The organism is Butyrivibrio sp. M55 (assembly GCF_900116865.1).
Taxonomy (GTDB): domain Bacteria; phylum Bacillota; class Clostridia; order Lachnospirales; family Lachnospiraceae; genus Butyrivibrio.
Genome location: NZ_FPCD01000002.1, coordinates 334,026 through 353,568 on the forward strand (window position 1 = coordinate 334,026; position 19,543 = coordinate 353,568).

Consider the following 19,543-nt stretch of genomic DNA (forward strand, 5'->3'; position numbering starts at 1 on the left):
TAGAAAGAAGGTTCTATGTTTCAGATTATTATGATCCCATTTATCGGAACTGCGCTTGGAGCAGCGACCGTGTTCTTTTTTAAGAAAGCGATAGGAGAAAAGACTCAGCGTGCTCTTACGGGCTTTGCATCAGGTGTAATGGTTGCGGCATCTTTTTTTAGTTTGATATTGCCGGCGCTTGATCAAACCGCTGAGATGGGAAAGATGGGATTTGTTCCCGTATCTATCGGTTTTGGAATAGGAATGCTATTCTTACTTGTTCTTGATGTTGTGACTCCTCATATGCATCTTGATAAGCTTGAGGAAGGTCCGAGAAGCGGGCTTAAGAGAACAACAAAGCTCGTTCTTGCCGTTACGCTTCACAATATCCCCGAAGGAATGGCGGTTGGAATAGTTTGTGCGGGATGGATGTATGGAAACAGTGCCATTACTTATGCGGGAGCACTTGCTTTGGCACTGGGTATTGCAATACAGAACTTTCCTGAGGGAGCGATAGTTTCAATGCCGCTTCTTGGTGAGGGAGTGCCGAAAGGGAAAACTTTCCTGTATGGCGTACTGTCGGGAATAGTTGAGCCAATCGGAGCAATTCTGGTAATAGTCGCATCCGGAGTACTTATTCCAATGATGCCGTATCTTCTCAGTTTTGCGGCAGGAGCGATGATCTATGTTGTAGTTGAGGAATTGATCCCTGAGATGTCTGAAGGTGAACACTCCAATATAGGAACGGTATGTTTTGCGGCAGGGTTCATTATGATGATGGCGCTTGATGTGGGGGTAGGGTGATAGTTATTAAGAAGAAATTGCATTTATGCCCGTGCTGTTGGACGAATTGTTTAAGGGCACGGGACTTTTATTGAATATCGAAAAGGAGCAGATATGACAGCGGTAATTACGGTAGGAATTATAGGAGCACTTCTTATGTTTTGCGGAGACATGACCTTATACTTTGATAAGAATGATTATGTGCAGGACGGAACAATAAATCCCATTATTGATATTATGAAAAAGCTTCCTCCTAAGCGTGTAACGCTGGGAGGTTTGATAGGGCCTGTTGCGGCGTTTCTTTATTGCATAGGCTTTTATCACATTGTAATGATTACGGATGAGTCATTTCATAATGCTGCGTTTGCGGCATTTTTGCTAAGTTGTTTCGGTATTATTGCAGGAGGTGCATATCACAGTCACTGTGCGTATCTTGGACTTCTGGGAGACGATGAACATAGGGCCGGTTTGGATATAGCCATGAAGTATTTTCAGAAGCTTGCACTTATATTGTATGCAGGTGAAGGCTTGGGACTTCTTATTTTGATAATTCTTATAGCGTTAGGAAAAACGGTATTTCCTCAGTGGATGGCGCTTATATCACCGGGATTTCTTTTTCTATTAAAACCATTATCACGTAAACTTCCAAAGGGACTTCATATGGTCATATGCGGAGGGTATACTAATTTCATTTTTATTGTGTATTATGCTGTGGCTATCATACAGACTTTATTATAAGAATGAAAAAAGTATAAAGATACTATACTGAAGTTGAAAAAATAAAGAAATTTGATTACAATGAAACCAAGAAACAAAGAAAATGTGAAATTGGTTTACATATAGGAGGAAAGCCGATGATTGCAGGATTGAACAGGAAAATAATCAGTATATCTTCCAAACGTCAATTAACAATACCGGGAGCATTTTTTGAAAAGCTTGGTTTTGATGACAAGGCAGAATGCATTATAAGAGACAATGAACTTGTTATTCGTCCTGCTCGTTTGGAGTCTAACGGGGAATTTGCGGAAGAAATACTTGAAGAATTAATAAATGAAGGGTATTCGGGAAAGGATCTCTTAAAAGAATTTAAGTCAAGACAATCGAAAGTCAGACCTGCCATAAAGGAAATGCTAAATGAAGCTCATAAGATGGCTAAAGGTGAAATGAAATCGATGTCATATGATGATGTATTTGGTGAGGAGGAGTAAGTAATTGGCAAATATTATTATTTCTCCTGCTACCGGTAAGTATATAAAGAAATTGAAAGACAAGAATTTAAAGGAATTATTCAAGGAAGCATTTGATGAAATTAAAGCTGATCCTACAGTAGGAGAGGAAAAACATGGTGATCTTGAAGGAATTTTGTCATATGGTTTCAGATATAACAGGACGGAATATCGCGTGGCATATACTGTAGAGTATGTTAATGACGAACTTGTAGTTGTTATTCTTGCCGGAACACATGAAAATTTTTACAGAGAAGTAAAGAAGTATTGGAATAAATAAAGCTACGGGTAAGACTATAAAAGGGATTATTTTGAGATTTTGGAGCAACATCTAATTAAGTGTTGCTCCAAAATTTTTTGTTCAACAGTTAGCAAAAACTAACAAATAGTGATATTATATATCAGAATGTCGAAGAGACACTCAAGATAAGTTTAATTATTGGTTAGCTAAAACTAACAAAACACAAGCGGAGGAAAGAGCAAAGATGGAAAAGAAAAAGAGCGTTATTTCGCAGCTGTTTGAGTATGCGGGAAATCACAAGTACTTTACCATAAGTTCATGGATACTGGCTGCGATAAGTGCGATCATAGCACTGGTACCATTTTATTACATATGGTGCATTATTAAAGAGGTTGTTGAAGTACGTCCCGATTTCGGAAAGGCGACACATATTGTATCTTACGGCTGGAGTGCGGTAGGAATGAGCCTTCTGGCGATGGTGATTTATATCGCAGCTCTTATGTGTTCACATGTTGCCGCATTCAGGGTTCAGGCAAATATGAGAACCAGGATGATGGAGCATGTAATGAAGCTTCCGATGGGATATATCGAATCTCAGGGAAGCGGAAAGATAAGAAAGATAGTTGCTGATTCAAGTGCTGCTACGGAGACATATCTTGCGCACAGCCTTCCCGACAAAGCGGTGAGCTATGCAACTCCTATTGGTCTCATCGCTATGCTTCTTATTTTTGACTGGAAGATAGGTCTTATCTGTCTTATTCCTGCTGTTCTGGCCTTTCTTATGATGGGCAGTATGATGGGTGAAAAGATGCAGAACGACATGAAGGAATATCAGAATGCCCTCGATGAGATGTCTGCCGAGGCTGTTGAATATGTAAGAGGTATACCTGTTGTAAAGACTTTCGGTCAGTCTGTATTTTCTTTTAAAAGATTCAAAGATGCGATTGATAAATATGAAAAGTGGACTATTACCTATACCGTCGGCATGAGGATGCCTATGATAGGCTTTACCACGGCGGCAAATGCAATATTTGCGGCACTTGTTGCATGCAGTTTTATCTTTGCAAGAAATGTGGTAACGGATCCGTTTTTGTATAACATTCTTTTCTACATCATAATCACACCTATTCTCACGGTTACACTTATGAAAGTGGCATACGCGGGAGAGAGCCAGATGATAGTTAAAGATGCTCTCAGCAGGATGTATTCTCTTTTGGAAGTTGAACCGCTTAGAGAGGCAGCAGATCCGAAGGTGCCTAAGAATAGCGGAATCAGCATAGACAATATCAAATTTACTTATGACGAAAACAAGATGAATGCGATAGACGGCATCACACTTGATATTAAGCCCGGTGAGCATGTTGCGTTTGTCGGACCTTCGGGAGGCGGTAAGACCACGCTCGCTTCACTTATCGCAAGGTTCTGGGATGTTAAAGAGGGCAGCATTAAGATTGGCGGAGTCGATGTAAAAGATATTGCGACCAACGAGCTTATGAAGCAGGTTTCATACGTTTTTCAGGACAGTAAGCTTCTTAAGATGTCAATTTTGGACAATGTCAGAATGGGAAGACCCGACGCGACGGATGAGGAAGTTATTAAGGCTCTTAAAGATGCCATGTGCTGGGATATTATCGAAAAGCTTCCGGATGGTATACACACGATGATCGGAAGTAAGGGGACTTACGTATCAGGCGGAGAGGCCCAGAGAATCTCAATTGCGAGAGCATTTCTTAAGAATGCGCCAATCCTTATTCTTGATGAAGCGACGGCTTTTGCAGACCCTGACAATGAGATCATGGTTCAGCAGGCATTTGCAAATCTGTCAAAAGACAAGACTGTAATAATGATCGCACACCGCTTATCTACAGTTGTTGATACCGATAAGATATGCGTTTTGTCAGGTGGAAAAGTGGCAGAATCAGGTAAGCATGATGAGCTTATTAAAAAGAACGGTATCTACAGCCATATGTGGAACGAGTATCAGAAGTCTGTTAATTGGAAGGTAGGTAAGGGCGCATGAGTATAATGGAAAAAATGCAACATAAATATGCGCTTTCGGAGCAGGGTACCAAAGATATGGTGAAAGCTTTCGGGGCGTGCACTTTAGCAAATCTTGCACAGATGATGCCTGTTGGTATTCTTTTTACAATGGCAGGAGATCTGCTGGATGGCAGTATTCCAAAGGAACATGTAATGCTGTTTGTGGTAGGCGGTCTTATCTGCCTTGCACTTATTGCTTTTACGGAATATCTGCAATATAATGCGACATTCTTTTCAACCTATGTGGAGAGTGGTGTAAGAAGACGTTCACTTGCTGAGAAACTTAGAAAGATTCCTCTTTCGTTTTTTGGAAAAAAAGATCTTGCCGATCTTACAAATACTATCATGGCGGATTGTGCGATGATCGAGACTGCTTCGTCGCACTGGCTGCCCGAACTTGTGGGAGCTTTTATTTCAACTACGATTGTTGTTGTCAGCCTTTTCTTCTTTGATGCGAGAATGGCTGTGGCAGCAGTATGGGTTCTTCCCGTTGCTTTCATTATAGTATTTACATCAAGAAATGTGATGCATGTTGTAAACCGAAGAGGAAGCAGATACAAGGTTGCATGTCTTGACGGAATTCAGGAAGCGCTTGAGACTGTACGAGATCTTAAGGCATACAATGCGCAGGATTCATATATGGTAGGACTTACGAAGAAGATAAAAGATGTTGAGTCTCACAATATTTTCTCGGAGTTCTTAAATGCAGCATTTGTCTGCAGCGCGCAGATGATACTCAAATTGGGAATAGGTACGGTTGCGGTAACAGGATCTGCACTTCTTATCAAAAATGAGATTGATGTTGTTACATTCTTCATGTACTTACTTGTAGTTTCAAGAATGTATGAGCCCCTTCAGATCGCACTTCAGAATTTCTCGGCACTTATCGCGACAGATACACAGTGTGAGCGAATGGATGAAATCTTTTCACATTATGAGCAGACGGGAACGGAAACTCTTTCAAACAAGGGCTATGACATTGAATTTAAGAATGTAAAGTTCTCCTACGAGGATGGCGAGACAGTTCTTAAAGATGTCAGCTTTGTTGCTAAGCAGGGCGAAGTTACAGCACTCATCGGACCTTCGGGCGGCGGTAAGACTACAGTTTCAAGACTTGCTTCAAGATTCTGGGATATCGATGCGGGACAGATCACGGTCGGCGGAATGGATATTTCGAAGATCGATCCGGAGAAGCTTTTGTCTATGTATTCAATCGTCTTCCAGAATGTTACTCTTTTCAATAATACCGTACTTGAGAATATCAGGATTGGTAGAAAAGAAGCTACGGATGAAGAAGTTATGTCAGCAGCTAAGTTTGCTCACTGTGATGAATTCATAGAAAAACTTCCCGATGGCTATAACACACTTATAGGTGAGAATGGATCTGAGCTTTCAGGCGGTGAACGCCAGAGAATATCTATTGCAAGAGCATTCCTCAAGGATTCACCTATTATCCTCATGGATGAAGCGACAGCGTCTCTTGATGTAGACAACGAATCGCTCATTCAGGAAGCAATCAGCGACCTTATAAAGGATAAGACAGTTCTTATTATTGCACATCGTATGAGAACTGTAGACGGAGCGGATAAGATAGTTGTTCTTAAGGACGGAACGGTTGCAGAATCAGACAGCCCTTCAAAGTTAAGAGAACTTGACGGTATCTACAAGCATATGATCTCGGTTCAGATGCAGTCTGAGAAGTGGAAGATGGCATAAAATTAGTATAATAGGGCGGTACGTGGTGATGGTTTACCATGTGCCGCCTATTATTTTAGAAGACTATTTTGTATGATGTTTACAACTATATATTTCATGTATTGGCTTTTTGCAAGATATGGTATATTTTAAAAATTAGACTTTTGGTAAAGGACGTAAGCTAGGAGGAGTAAAGAATGATCTGTGGTAAGTGTGGAGCCAGGATTCCTGATGGTGGTGATGTTTGTTTGAATTGTGGTGCAAAAATTGGAGCGGCAAAGAAAGTAATGTCGATTATAGTTGCCTTTATAGCTTTGGTTATTGCCGCTGGCGCAATATTGCTAGTTAATCTAAATACAAAAAAGAATGGCTTTTATGAAAACTTGGCTTGGGGGACTGATATAGACACGGCTTTTTACACTATGAGTAAGAAATGTCCCGAAACAGGTTCTTTGATGGTGACGGATAGTGAGACTATTGTAGGAAAGTTTGATGATTATAAGGGGGGAGAAGGCATTACATGGGCAGCAGTTTTTAAGTTTGAAAATAATGCTACATTATCAAGTGTAGTATTGATGTACACTATAAGTGATGACTGCGCTTATACGCCAAACAAGTTAGCCAATGAAATAAAAGCAGAGTACACAAAGCTATATGGGGAACCAGATGATATCGAGGATCGTTGGTACGAGTGGAGTACAAAAAAGAGTATAATAAAATTGGCTGATTCGCAAGATGGTTATGTTATTATTGCATATAGTCCACTAGATTAGATTTCATAAATAGGTAAAGGAATCTTATATCTTCTTTTCTGCTGGACAGGAATTCCTTCATTATATAGAGCAGACAGAACTGTTTTGGAAACAGGAGAACCATTGAATGATGGATCACATATCATTTATGTGAATGGAGCGTACAAAGGAAATGATGCAATAGGAAAGCTTATTCAGGATTTTCATGCAAAGTCTTCCAAAGACATGCATTATGAAGAACTGGCCGCAGGAGTTCATCATTTCAAAGAAACAGAGGAAGGGCGTGATATTGTGTGTGAATCAGTAAAGAAATATGCAGAACAGTATGCTGAAGCAGAAACAATAAAGAGTGCTGAAGCTAGCAGAATCAATACATTGGTACAGAGTGTTAAGATGTTGATGAAGAACACATCAGTTACGTTAGATCAGGCATTTAGTAATTTGGGTATATCTGACAGTGATAGGACGATCATTTCCAAACAGCTTCAGAAATAACAAGTTAATATTGCAATATACATAAAATGCAGTAGATCATTAAGTTGGTCTACTGCATTTTTAAAACTTAGATAGAGCTGGGAGGTTATTCAAGCAGATCTGTCATGCTCTTTATGCTAAGTGCAACCGTCGATGTGTTATGCAGAAGTGACGTTGTGGTTGGGGTGAAGATTCCGAGTATTCCCATGACGATAAGGAATGAGTTGAATCCCAGTATTGTGCGATAGTTAAAGTCAATTCTGCCCATAAGTTTGTTACTCAGTTTTTTTAATGTTATGAGAACGGATAAATCTTCGGAAGATATAGTTATATCAGCAATTTCTCTTGCTATTGAAGCACCTGTACTTACGGCTATTCCGGCATCAGCTTCGGAGAGAGCGGGAGAGTCGTTTATTCCGTCTCCGACCATTATGACTTTTCGACCTGCTTCGTGTTCTGCTTTAATAAATGTGGCTTTGTCTTCAGGCAGAACTTCTGAGAAATACTTGGTTACGCCCGTTTTTGAAGCGACCGATGCAGCAGTTCTTTCGCTGTCGCCTGTCATCATTACGATATTTTCAAATCCGATGTTCTTTAGCTTCTTTATAACTGACGGAGCTTCTTCTCTGATCGGATCTTCTATAAGTATGACTGCTGACAAAACTCCGCCTATCGCCATATATAGGTGCGAATACTCATCAGGAAGCTTATCAAAACGTTCTTTTTCTGTTTCGGGAATACTGCATCCTTCATCCTCGAAAATGAAATGATGGCTTCCGATACATACTTTCTGATTATCGATGGTACTTGAAATTCCATGTGCAACGATGTACATGGCTTTAGTATGCTTTTCTTCATGTGAAAGATTTTTATCTTCGGCAGCCTTTACAACAGCGTTTGCAATAGAGTGAGGATAGTGCTCTTCAAGGCATGCGGCAAGCCTTAACATTTCATCCGCGTCTGAATCATTGAACGTGACAATATCATATACTTTGGGATTGGCATAAGTAAGAGTTCCCGTCTTGTCAAAAACAATTGTAGTTGCATCAGCCACGGCTTCCATAAATTTGCCGCCTTTAACCGAGATTTTATGATTTCCGGCTTCGCGCATTGCGGAAAGAACGGCGATGGGGATTGACAATTTAAGTGCACAGCAGAAATCCACCATCAGAATAGATGTGGCTTTTGTGGCATCCCGTGTAAACAGCCATGTAAGGAGAGTTGCACCAAATGTGTAAGGAACAAGCCTGTCTGCGAGGTGGGAAGCATGTGCTTCGGTGTCGGATTTGAGTTTTTCCGACTCTTCGATCATTGTTACGATTCGGTCATATCTTCCCGAGCCCTGAGCTTTTTGCACAGAGATGATAAGTTCTCCTTCTTCGAGAACGGTTCCCGCATATACGAGGGAATCGATTGTTTTATGAACGGGAGCGGATTCGCCTGTCATTGCCGCCTGATTGACGGAGGCATCGCCGTGTAAAACAATTCCGTCCAAAGGAATCATACTTCCTGTGCGAACCACTATGTTGTCACCAATTTTTACATCGGAAATATTTACAAGAATTTCCTGAGAATCATCTGTTATAACCCAGACTTTGTCAATATTAAGTGACATTGCCCTTGCAAGGTCGTCCACAGATTTTCTGTGTGTCCATTCTTCCATTATCTCGCCGATTTTCAGAAGAAAGATTACGGAACCTGCGGTATTGTGATCTCCGCGAAGCAAAGAAACTCCGATACTTGTTGCGTCAAGAACGGATACTTCGAGCTTTCCCTGCAGCAGAGTTTTAATTCCGCTGATGATATACGGAATAGCTTTCCAAATGATTATCAGCCTGCCGATAGAAGCGGGCAGAAAGAGTTGATTGAGTACCTTTCGTGCAATATGAAAGAACATCTCATCTTCATATTCTATACGAAGTTCGCGCCCTGTGTGTTCGGGAACCGTAACCTCGGTATTTATAATGTCAAAATTCGCGAGTGAAGATAGGACTTCATCACGTTTGTTTTGGTCAAAAAATATGATGGCATTCGATGTTCTTTCGTTTACCGAAACTTTTTTTACATAATCAAAAGAGTCCAGATAATACTCAAGTCGGTCGGCTTCGTATGGTGCCATGTGCGACCTGTATAAATGGACTCTCATTCTTTCTTTTGATTCATGAAGTATTTTACATCTCATATAGCGCCTCTTGCTTATACTCCTGCATTTTCAAGGACGGCTTTGGCATCAGCAATCTCTTTTTCTCTTTCTTTGGCGTATCTGCTTTCGTTGATTTCTTTTGCGTCAGCGCTGATATCCTGGCAGTTCTCCTTGATGTTCGTATATGTTTCCATAACTGAATCTTTGCAGCGGTATGCAGCGGCGGTTATATGGGTGTAGCATTTCTTTGCGTCATTGCTTCCCAGAATTTTAACTCCTGCCGTTCCAACCAAAAAACCACAGGCTATCTTTCCAACCGTACTCCACTTGATCATATAATTTTCCTTTCTGCGCGCTATACGGAAATGCGCGTGTTGTTATATGTTTTGGTAATTAATAATTATAGAAAGATAGAATTCCAAAGGGAAGATATGTACAGGGCTGTTAACGAGAACTTTTCTCAATAACGGTAAAAAAGTTATTTCAAACCGGCTTGCTTAAGTGCTTCATTGTAAGCGTCGATAACGGCTCGCGTTGAAAATGTTGCGCCGCTTACGGTATCTGCGTCAGCAAGAGGGGCTTGCTTTAGTGTTTCTATCAGTTCTTCGGAAAAATGCTTGTAATCATCTTCGTCTTCGTAATTCGGAAGAGTAATATCTGTGACTTCTCCGTTTTCTACTGTTATTTCAACCGTTATGTCTCCTGCATATCCAAAGCATGTGGCACTGTAAACGCCGTCTGTGACTGTGGATGCAGAGTCTGCTTCCTGTTCGGTGCTCTCCGAAGATGAGCTGTTATCATCCGTAGCAGCGGCAGAAACCGAAGCATTTGTCACATAAAGATAGAAACCAAGTGAAACAATAACGACCGGAATAAGCGATATGTATCTGTACTTATCAAGGTTAAAGTCCTTGTGATTTGTACTGTAAGCCTTTAAAGGGCGGCAGATAAAATACCACAGGAATACAATGGAATATACAAGGATATTCATTGAGGACCTTGAATCACCTCTTAGTGCACCGCGAACATACAGCAAGAGAATATGCGCATAGATCAGCAGATAAAAGATATATGCAAAGCGCTGCAGTTTTTTCCAGGCACGCGGATTCATTTTTTTTCTTATCTTTATAAAAGAAGTAATGAACAGAGGAATCATGATGCATAGCATGATCACTGAGAAGATATACAGTGCCGAAACGTTTGGCGATAATAAAGCCGAATAAGAAAAAACGTGTCCCAATGCCAGAACAGAAGCTATGATCGATAGCGGACCTCTTATGGGCATAATAAGCTTTATTGGCTTTGATCCGTTTTTAAATGTTGCAGCATACATGACCAAAACAAAAAATGCGGTGCCAAGACCCGCTTTGGTGAACATGGGATATAGATATTTGCCTGCAAAACCGCCGGGATTTATCCCTTGCAACTGTGAGATGATCGTTGCAAGGGAGAGGATTGAAAAAATCACATAGAATGGTATGGGATTTTTTTGAAGCGGTTTTTCAAACAGGAGAACAAATAATATAGCCGTTAATAAAGATAATAAGAAAACCATGGCAGATATTGCTCCTTTTGAAAAAATAAACGGTATTAGTGCTTTTGCTCGTCTTTTTGGGGAGCAACTTCAGTGATATCAACATCAAGTGTAACATCCGGATATCCCGAAGATTTTACAACAACTTTAAACTTTCCTGTTTTATCAAAAACATTTGAAAGTGTCTTGTCGACTGTTCCGTCTTCTTTGATGATCTTTGCGCCCTTGTGACCTGTTCCGGATATTTCGTTGCCGTTAACGTCGTATGCTTCGATATTTTTGATGTATGCTGCAAACTCATCATCTGAAGCGTTGTCGGCTTTAACTACGCCGTTTTCACTTGCAGCGGCAGCAGCTTTGTCTGTTGAAAGGACGAAATCAGCTGAATAAGGAGCATATACTCCGGACTTATCGCTTATTGTAAGTGTGTATTTTCCTGCAAGCGCATCTTTCCATGTGATGTTTGTTCCGTCACATGTGATATCGCTGCTGTCACCTTCAACTGAATATTCAGGCTCGTAATCATCAGGGAAACCGGTTACTTTAACAGTAGTTTTATTGTTTTTAAGCGCTGTATCCGCAACAGTTATCTCGTTATCAAATTTTAAAGGCAGATAAAGGTTTACAGTTGTTTTCTTTACGCCTTCTGCTGTGTAAAGTACGATCTCGTCGATTGTCTTTCCGGGAAGATCTGTATAAGGAAGATAAGCTACAGTATTGCCATGAGGCTCTTTGTAGCTTTCTGTTGTTGCAAATGCAATCTCAAAGCCGCGCCATACATTTTCGAGTGAGCGCATTCCGTAAGTCTTACCCTCGGTTGTATGGATAGTTGCGGCAAATACTATCTGAGAAGAAAGCGATTCATCAAGATCAATCTCATAATCACCCCAGTGGGTAGCTGTATTTATACTTGCTTCGCCGGGGGCAAAATCTTCAGCATCGCCCATGGTTTTGCTAAATGAATATTTTCCGGAAGCATCGGTTGAAAGTTCTTTATAATTCTTGGGAATATCTGTAAGTGCGACATAAGAGTAGTCGGCAGCATCATATAAAGCTGCTTCATCGCTTACCTTTAAGCTTTCGTCAAGTGTAGTTCCTTCAGGAATGCATACGGGAAAACTGACACCTAAGATCTTGCTGTTATCTTTAAGATGATATGTACCACCTGTGAGTTTGTCGTTTGCGGCTTTGGTCATTGTTGCACTTGATACGGCATCAACGCTGTCTCCGCCTTCGAATTCATTTGCAAAGAAATCTCCGTAAGGGATGTTCATTTTTACGAAGGTACCATTGACGCTTGCACTCTCAGTTGCGGCATCGGCAGCTTCCTCTGCATTGTTATCAGCATCGGGAGCAGATGAATCCCCGGCTTCTTTTCCGCATCCTGTAAGAGAAAATACAAGAATAGCAGAGCAGATGACTGACAAAACTTTGATTTTCATAGTTAAAGCTCCTCTCTAAAATAAGAAAAATATTGAGTTAGCAATAGCTAACAAGTCACCGGTGAAGTCTATCATAGATTTTAAGGCTATGATATAAGCAAAATAGACAAAAAATAATGAGAAGTTACCAAAAACTAACGTAAAAGTGTTGACAAAAGAGTTAGCAAATGCTAACATGAGCTCAGTTAGGTAAATCTAACGTGTGACATACGTATGTTATAAGAAATCTCCTACACAAAATGCCGCATCTTGCCAATGCGGCATTTTTTCTGCGATTTCGGCGGACAAAATGTTTTTTCGATTATACTATTGACAAATATTCTTAATAAGAATATTCTATGTGTGAGGTTAGCAATAGCTAATAGTTATTGTGCGAAGCTAACTTGAGTTACAGGAGGGTAATATGACACTTAATGACGCAGAACTTGGTAAGGAATACATAATTGATGCTATAGACACAGATGGAGATGAGGAGATGGAGAGTTTCCTTTTTTCACTTGGTTGCTACAGCGGAGAGAAGATTACGGTCGTTGATAAGAAACGTAATCTGGTGGTCGCTATTAAGGATGCCAGATATAATATTGATCCTGAGTTAGCGGGTGCTATCAATATCTAAGGATGCGCAGAAATCTGCATTTCCATAAATTTTTTTAAACGATTTTTAGGAGGAATTGTAATGAGAATCGCAATGGCAGGTAATCCCAACAGCGGAAAAACGACCATGTACAACGCTCTGACAGGAAGAAGCGAAAAGATTGGTAACTGGGCGGGAGTTACTGTTGACAAGAAAGAGCATGCTATTAAAAAGAGTTATTATGACGGTGGAAAGGAGCTGATCGCTGTCGATCTGCCCGGTGCATATTCGATGTCACCGTTTACTTCTGAGGAGAGTATCACAAGTGCTTATGTAAAGAATGAGCATCCCGACGCGATAATAAATATCGTTGATGCAACAAACTTAAGCAGAAGCCTTTTCTTTACAACACAGCTCTTGGAACTTGGAATTCCTGTTGTTGTTGCACTCAACAAGAATGATGCCAATGATAAAAAGGGCAATTCAATTGATGAGAAAGCTTTGGCAGAGAAACTCGGATGTCCTGTAATAAAGACTGTTGCAACATCTGAGAACGGTCTTAAAGACGTTGTTAAGGTTGCAGCTTCACTTGAAGGAAAAGGACAGAAGGAGCCTTACAGACAGGGAGATGTTGATGTTCATGATAAGGCAGCGGTTGAAGCAGCTGACAGAAAGCGTTTTGAATTTGTAAATCAGATCGTGAGCGAAGTTGAGAACCGTAAGGTGCTTACAAAGGATAAGAACTTCGGTGATACGATCGATAACGTGATCACACATCCTGTTATCGGAATAGTTGTTTTCGCAGCTATCATGTGGCTTGTTTTCTATATTTCACAGACAACAGTCGGAACATGGCTTGCTGATATTCTTGCAGGTTGGATCGAAGACTTCCAGGGAATGGTCGGAGATGCGATGGCAGATGCAAATCCGCTTCTTTATGCACTTCTCGTTGATGGTATCATCGGCGGTGTAGGAGCGGTAGTAGGATTTCTTCCTCTTGTTATGGTAATGTACTTCCTTATCGCACTTCTTGAAGATTGCGGATATATGTCAAGAGCAACAGTTGTGCTTGATCCTATCTTTAAGAGAGTAGGTCTTTCGGGAAAGTCGGTTATTCCTATGATTATTGGTACCGGTTGCGGCATTCCTGCGATCATGGCTTGCCGTACTATCAGAAATGAGAGGGAAAGACGCGCAACAGCTATGCTTGCAACATTTATGCCTTGCGGAGCTAAGCTTCCCGTTATCGCACTTTTTGCAGGTGCATTTTTCCCTGAATCAAGATGGGTAAGCTTCATCTGCTATATGGGTGGTATTTTACTTATCCTTCTCGGAGCACTTCTTATCAAGGCTATTACAGGTATGAAGTACAGAAAGAGCTTCTTTATCATCGAGCTTCCCGAGTACAAGGTTCCAAGCCTTATGTTTGCGGTTAAGTCAATGCTTGAGAGAGGTAAGTCATACATTGTAAAAGCAGGAACAGTTATCCTTGTTTGCAATACTGTAGTTCAGATCATGCAGACATTTGACTTCAGCTTCCAGCCTGTAGAAGAGGGAATGGAAGGAACATCGATCCTTGCAGGTGTTGCAGGACCTTTTGCTTACCTTCTTATTCCTATCGTAGGTATTATGAGCTGGCAGCTTGCGGCAGCAGCTATTACAGGATTTATCGCTAAGGAGAATGTAGTAGGAACAATCGCTACCGTATTTGCAATCTCAAATCTTATTGATACAGAAGAACTTGAACTTATCGGAGAAGGTAATGCTGTTGCGGCAGTAATGGGAATCACTAAGGTTGCAGCTCTTGCATATCTTATGTTTAACCTTTACACACCTCCGTGCTTTGCGGCTCTCGGAGCTATGAATTCTGAGATGAAGTCTGCAAAGTGGCTCTGGGGAGCAATCGGACTTCAGCTTGCATCAGGCTTTACAGTTGGTTTCCTTGTATATCAGATTGGAACACTTATTACAACAGGAACAGTAGGCGCAGGATTTGCGGCAGGACTTGTTGCAATCGCAGTATTTGCAGGTGTTATTGTATATCTTATCAAGAGAACCCAAAGAGAAATGGTACTTGAATATAAACTTGATTAATTTAGATGAGCCCGTTTTATGCGGGCTCAATTAATACAAATAGGTTAGCTGGGGCTAACTAAAACGGACAGGATGGTATAGCGACTAATAGAATTGGAGAAAAACATGATGAGTGATGAACAGATAATCAGAATGCTACGCGATAATGGAATGCGAATAACTAAACAGAGAAAAATTGTGGCTAAGGTTATTGCTGAGAATGATTGTGTTTCATGCAAGACAATATGTTGTATTGTCAAGAATAAGGACGAATCAATAGGAACAGCAACTGTTTATCGTATGATAAAAGAATTGGAGGATATTGGGGCTGTTGAGAGAATAGACATGATAAAACATAATTGACAGCGTCATTCCATAGAACAAGGAATTATTATGCAGTTAGAATTACAGAACATTAAAAAATCTTATGGCGAGGGTGGAAGCCGTATTGAAGTACTTAAGGATATAAGCCTTGGCATTGAAAAAGGAGAGTTTGTGGTACTTCTTGGTCCGTCAGGTTCCGGAAAGTCCACTCTTCTTAATATAATCGGAGGAATTGATACCGCCGATTCAGGCAAGATAATAATCAGGGAAAAGAGTATGGCGGATATGGACGAGAAGGCGCTTACTTCATACAGAAGAGAGCACCTTGGGTATATTTTTCAGATGTACAATCTTATTCCCAATCTTACCGTCAGAGAAAATATTGAGGTTGGGGCATATCTTTCCAAGAAACCGCTTGATATTGACGAAATCATAGAGGTTCTTGGTCTTAAGGAACATCAGAACAAAATACCAAGTCAGTTGTCGGGAGGACAGCAGCAAAGATGCTCGATAGGAAGAGCAATTGTAAAGAATCCGGATATTCTTTTGTGCGATGAACCCACAGGAGCCCTCGATTACAACACTTCCAAAGAGATTCTTGCACTTATTGAAAGAGTTAACAAGGAATATGGAAACACAGTCATCATGGTCACTCACAATGACGCCATAAAAAATATGGCTGATTTTGTGGTGAAACTAAGAGACGGCGTTATAAGAAAGAGTTACAGAAATGAAACAAAACAAACAGCAGCAGAGCTTGACTGGTAAGATGAGGAAACCGCTTAACAAAAGAATTATCAGAGAACTTACAGGCGATATAGGGAAATACATTGTTATTTTCATTCTGCTTGTCTTTTCAATAGGTTTTGTTTCGGGATTTCTTGTTGCCGGTGAGAGCATGATCAAAGCTTATGATGAGAGCTTTGAAAAATATAACATAGAAGATGGAAACTTCAGAACGGAAGAGAAAATAACCGCCGCGCAAAAAGAGCGGATTGAGAAAAAGGGAGTATCCATATTTGAGAACTTCTATATAGAAAAAGAATTTGATAACAACACAAAACTGAGAATATTTGCAAACAGAGAGCAAATAGACAAGGTATGCGTGATGGAAGGAAGACTTCCGGATGGCCTTCATGAGATTGCGATAGACAGAATGTATGCAGATAATAACGGACTGAGTGTCGGAGATAAGCTGGTTTCGGGAAGTGAGAGTTATGAGATTGTAGGCCTTGTGGCACTGTCTGATTACAGCGCACTTTTTTACAGCAATAACGATATGATGTTTGATGCATCTGCGTTTGGCGTTTCGGTTGTATCAGACAAGCAGTTTGCGGAATATGATGAAGGTAAGCTTCGTTATAACTATGGTTGGCTGTATGACAATAAACCTCAGACTGACGAGGAAGAGAAAAAAGTTTCTGACGATCTGATGGATGCTCTTGCAAATATTGTTTCGCTTGAAAATTTTGTTCCGGGATATCTTAATCAGTCAATTACGTTCACGGGAGAAGATATCGTCGGCGACAAGGCAATGATGGAAGTTCTTTTGTACATAATAATCATCATTGTTGCCTTTGTATTCGGAGTTACGATCAATAACACGATTCATAAAGAAGCTACTGTGATAGGTACGCTCAGGGCGTCAGGATATACGATAAATGAGCTTATAAGACATTATATGTCAATGCCACTTATAGTAACCGTTATCGCGGCGGTCATCGGAAATGTTCTGGGATATACATGTTTTAAGAACGTATGCGTTGCTATGTATTACGGAAGCTATTCACTTCCTACATATGTGACGATCTGGAGTGCGGAGGCTTTTTGGAAGACCACTGCAATTCCTGTAGTGATAATGATCTTTATAACTTATTTTGTTCTTAGGAAAAAACTGAGTTTAAGTCCTTTAAAACTTATCAAGCGCGACCTTAGCGGGAAGAAGCCGCGTGCTGCGATTGCCTTAAATAAAAAGATAAGGTTTTTCGACCGTTTCCGTATAAGAATTCTTATTCAGAATAAGAGTAGTTACATAATTCTTTTTATGGGGCTTTTGTTTGCCAATCTGCTTCTCTTTTTCGGAATGATGCTTCCGCCGCTTCTTGTGCATTTTCAGGGGATTGTGACGGAGAACATGCTTGCAAAGCATACATATATGCTTCAGATTCCGGCAGGGGCGATAGATGACGAAGATGAATTGTCGGCGGCTTTTTCATATGTCTTTTTACTGAACAAGATAAGTACAAATAATCCGACGGCGGAGAAATTCTCTGCTTACGGACTTAAGACAACGGGTGAAGGCGGAAGCAGAGTTGAAGATGTAAGTCTGTACGGGATAAAAGAGAACAGTAAGTTTATTCACGCTGAATTTGATGATAAGACGGTTCTTATTTCATCGGCTTATGCAGATAAGTACGGGCTTAAAGAAGGCGATGTGATAACGCTTAAAGAGCCTTACGAAGATAAGTATTACGGCTTTAATGTAACGGGAATATATGACTACGACGGCGGAATTGCAGTCTTCATGAGCAAAAAGCATCTAAATGACATAATGGGACTTTCGGAAGATATGTTCTCGGGATATTTCTCCGATACGGAGATTACCGATATAGAAGAGAAGTATATCGGCACTACAGTAGATGAAGAGTCGCTTACGAGAGTGTCGAGGCAACTTATGATCTCTATGGGTAATCTGATGTACATGGTAGACGGCTTTTCGGTGGTTATGTTTATTGTACTGATATATCTTTTGTCCAAACTTATCATCGAAAGGAATGTGCAGTCGATATCTATGGCTAAGATCCTGGGGTATACGGGAAAAGAGGTCGCTGCGCTGTATATAGTTCCCACGGCGCTGGTGGTCGTGGCTTCGCTCCTTATTTCGTACCCGATATTGTCTTATGTTATGGTCGGAATATTCAGAGTTATGTTAAAGCAGATGATGAGCGGCTGGATGGTTATCTGGCTTGATCCGTCGGTTTATGTAAAGATGTTCCTCATGGGAATAATTACTTATGCGGTTGTTGCTGTAATTGAGTACAGGAAGATAGGTAAGATTCCGATGAGTGAAGCACTTAAGAATGTTGAGTAGAGCATTTAGTGAGAATTATGCGAGTTTGGTGACATTGTAAAAAAGTATTTGAGAGGATGAAGACTATGGGATTATTTAAAAAGTATGTAAATCAAGTGAGCAAACCGGAAGGTTTTATGGGGAAGATGATGATTGATACTATGAACGGCGGACATGCGAAGATGGCTGACTGGGGAATGTCACATCTTCAGACAATCGCGCCGGATGAAATTCTGGAAGTAGGATGCGGGGGCGGAAGAAACGCATCTGCGCTTATGAAGAAATATCCTTCTTCCAAGCTTACGGCTATTGATTATTCCGAGTTATCCGTTGAGAAGGCCAAGGCATTTAACTCGGATATGATAGCGAGTGGACGATGCAAGGTGCAGCAGGGAAATGTCGCAGAGCTCAATATGAATGAGCAGTTTGATCTTGCTACGGCTTTTGAGACCATTTATTTCTGGCCCGGACTTGAGAAGTGTTTTGGTGAAGTAAATAAGGCACTTAAGCCAGGTGGAACATTCATGATCGTCAATGAGTCGGACGGTATGGACAAGGCAAGCCTTGGATTTGAGAAGATTGTTGAAGGAATGAAGTGCCATACGATCGATGATATCAAGAGTGCACTTAAGGGAGCGGGCTTTAAGAAGGTTGTAGCCGATCATCACAGCAATAAGTCGTGGATAACGGTTATTGCGAAGAAGTGAAGCAGTAACAAGATTTGAGGTACCGATTATGTCAAATATTATAATTGCCGCGATTTTGGCGATGATTTTATTTGCCGCGTTTAGTGGAGCAATCAAGCATTTTAAGGGTGAAGGCGGATGCTGCGGAGGCGGTGGTTCGTCTGTAAAGGAACCTGATAAAGAACTTGACGGTCCTGTTATAAAGACCAAGGTGTTTAAGGTTGAAGGGATGCACTGTGAAAGCTGTGTAAACCGCGTTAAGCGTGCGATAAACAGAATTGACGGTGTATCGGCCAAGGTAAATCTGCGAAAGAAAGAGGCGGTTGTCAGCTACGACAGAGAAGTGGATGACAGCTCTTTTACCAAGGATATAGAAGCTCTGGGATATAAAATTATAGAAGAAACGGAGAAGTGAGGGAACAGAGGCTCAGAAGACATCTGATGAATCGTAATGTGAGGAAAATTAGGAATTCATGATATTATATATATGACTACTAATGATTGATT

The 19,543-nt window shown here is 40.8% G+C and carries 20 protein-coding genes; 16 read left to right on the forward strand and 4 right to left on the reverse strand.

Going from position 1 to position 19,543, the window contains the following annotated elements; translation table 11 throughout:
- The first annotated feature begins 15 nt into the window (after positions 1-15).
- The 8 genes from BM398_RS03860 (at position 16) to BM398_RS03895 (ending at position 7,211) form a co-directional block, all read left to right on the forward strand.
- Positions 16-783, forward strand: coding sequence for a ZIP family metal transporter (locus tag BM398_RS03860; protein ID WP_092336496.1), 768 nt, complete (start codon positions 16-18; stop codon positions 781-783).
- A gap of 93 nt (positions 784-876) precedes the next feature.
- A complete protein-coding gene (locus BM398_RS03865; protein ID WP_092336497.1) occupies positions 877-1,500 on the forward strand; it encodes a DUF6796 family protein in 624 nt (207 codons plus the stop codon).
- Positions 1,501-1,616: 116 nt separating this feature from the next.
- Entirely contained in the window at positions 1,617-1,970 is a 354-nt protein-coding gene (locus BM398_RS03870) for an AbrB/MazE/SpoVT family DNA-binding domain-containing protein (RefSeq protein ID WP_092336498.1), read from the forward strand.
- 4 nt (positions 1,971-1,974) lie between these two features.
- Positions 1,975-2,268 carry a type II toxin-antitoxin system RelE/ParE family toxin gene (locus BM398_RS03875; protein WP_026514313.1) on the forward strand — a complete coding sequence of 98 codons (294 nt, stop codon included), beginning with the start codon at positions 1,975-1,977 and terminating at the stop codon, positions 2,266-2,268.
- A 205-nt stretch (positions 2,269-2,473) separates the two neighbouring features.
- Positions 2,474-4,249: an ABC transporter ATP-binding protein gene (locus BM398_RS03880; RefSeq protein WP_092336499.1), complete on the forward strand. Its 1,776-nt coding sequence runs from the start codon at positions 2,474-2,476 to the stop codon at positions 4,247-4,249.
- A gap of 2 nt (positions 4,250-4,251) precedes the next feature.
- A complete protein-coding gene (locus BM398_RS03885; protein WP_334292778.1) occupies positions 4,252-5,985 on the forward strand; it encodes an ABC transporter ATP-binding protein in 1,734 nt (577 codons plus the stop codon).
- A gap of 176 nt (positions 5,986-6,161) precedes the next feature.
- Positions 6,162-6,737, forward strand: a complete 576-nt coding sequence (locus BM398_RS03890; RefSeq protein WP_092336501.1) for a zinc ribbon domain-containing protein — start codon at positions 6,162-6,164, stop codon at positions 6,735-6,737.
- Positions 6,738-6,839: 102 nt separating this feature from the next.
- Positions 6,840-7,211 carry a hypothetical protein gene (locus BM398_RS03895; protein WP_092336502.1) on the forward strand — a complete coding sequence of 124 codons (372 nt, stop codon included), beginning with the start codon at positions 6,840-6,842 and terminating at the stop codon, positions 7,209-7,211.
- An 85-nt stretch (positions 7,212-7,296) separates the two neighbouring features.
- On the opposite strand, the gene BM398_RS03900 is transcribed toward BM398_RS03895, so the two are convergent.
- From BM398_RS03900 to BM398_RS17075, 3 genes are all read right to left on the reverse strand, one after another.
- Entirely contained in the window at positions 7,297-9,372 is a 2,076-nt protein-coding gene (locus BM398_RS03900) for a heavy metal translocating P-type ATPase (RefSeq protein WP_092336503.1), read from the reverse strand.
- Between the two features lie 14 nt (positions 9,373-9,386).
- Complete coding sequence (locus BM398_RS03905) at positions 9,387-9,668, reverse strand: DUF6110 family protein (protein ID WP_026667571.1); 282 nt, start codon at positions 9,666-9,668, stop codon at positions 9,387-9,389.
- Between the two features lie 143 nt (positions 9,669-9,811).
- Entirely contained in the window at positions 9,812-10,324 is a 513-nt protein-coding gene (locus BM398_RS17075; RefSeq protein WP_175531832.1) for an FMN-binding protein, read from the reverse strand.
- A gap of 265 nt (positions 10,325-10,589) precedes the next feature.
- Between BM398_RS17075 and BM398_RS17080 the strand changes: the two genes are divergently transcribed.
- Positions 10,590-10,805, forward strand: coding sequence for a hypothetical protein (locus BM398_RS17080; RefSeq protein ID WP_175531833.1), 216 nt, complete (start codon positions 10,590-10,592; stop codon positions 10,803-10,805).
- 118 nt (positions 10,806-10,923) lie between these two features.
- Here the strand turns inward: BM398_RS17080 and BM398_RS03915 are convergent, their stop codons facing one another.
- Complete coding sequence (locus BM398_RS03915; RefSeq protein WP_092336505.1) at positions 10,924-12,309, reverse strand: hemoblobin-interacting domain-containing protein; 1,386 nt, start codon at positions 12,307-12,309, stop codon at positions 10,924-10,926.
- 403 nt (positions 12,310-12,712) lie between these two features.
- Here BM398_RS03915 and BM398_RS03920 point away from each other — a divergent pair, with 403 nt between their 5' ends.
- From BM398_RS03920 to BM398_RS03950, 7 genes are all read left to right on the forward strand, one after another.
- A complete protein-coding gene (locus BM398_RS03920) occupies positions 12,713-12,925 on the forward strand; it encodes a FeoA family protein (RefSeq protein ID WP_092336506.1) in 213 nt (70 codons plus the stop codon).
- Between the two features lie 60 nt (positions 12,926-12,985).
- Complete coding sequence (feoB, locus tag BM398_RS03925; protein WP_092336507.1) at positions 12,986-14,977, forward strand: ferrous iron transporter B; 1,992 nt, start codon at positions 12,986-12,988, stop codon at positions 14,975-14,977.
- Between the two features lie 105 nt (positions 14,978-15,082).
- Complete coding sequence (locus BM398_RS03930; RefSeq protein ID WP_092336508.1) at positions 15,083-15,319, forward strand: Fur family transcriptional regulator; 237 nt, start codon at positions 15,083-15,085, stop codon at positions 15,317-15,319.
- A gap of 30 nt (positions 15,320-15,349) precedes the next feature.
- The gene (locus BM398_RS03935; protein WP_026667567.1) at positions 15,350-16,048 is read left to right on the forward strand and encodes an ABC transporter ATP-binding protein; all 699 of its coding nucleotides are present in this window, start codon (positions 15,350-15,352) and stop codon (positions 16,046-16,048) included.
- Positions 16,011-18,371 (forward strand): ABC transporter permease, encoded by a 2,361-nt coding sequence (locus tag BM398_RS03940; protein ID WP_330390533.1) that lies wholly within the window; start codon positions 16,011-16,013, stop codon positions 18,369-18,371. Before BM398_RS03935 ends, BM398_RS03940 begins: the two co-directional genes overlap by 38 nt.
- A gap of 65 nt (positions 18,372-18,436) precedes the next feature.
- Positions 18,437-19,057, forward strand: a complete 621-nt coding sequence (locus BM398_RS03945) for a class I SAM-dependent methyltransferase (RefSeq protein WP_092336509.1) — start codon at positions 18,437-18,439, stop codon at positions 19,055-19,057.
- 28 nt (positions 19,058-19,085) lie between these two features.
- On the forward strand, positions 19,086-19,451 hold the full coding sequence (locus tag BM398_RS03950; protein ID WP_092336510.1) for a heavy-metal-associated domain-containing protein: 366 nt from the start codon (positions 19,086-19,088) through the stop codon (positions 19,449-19,451).
- Positions 19,452-19,543: the final 92 nt, after the last annotated feature.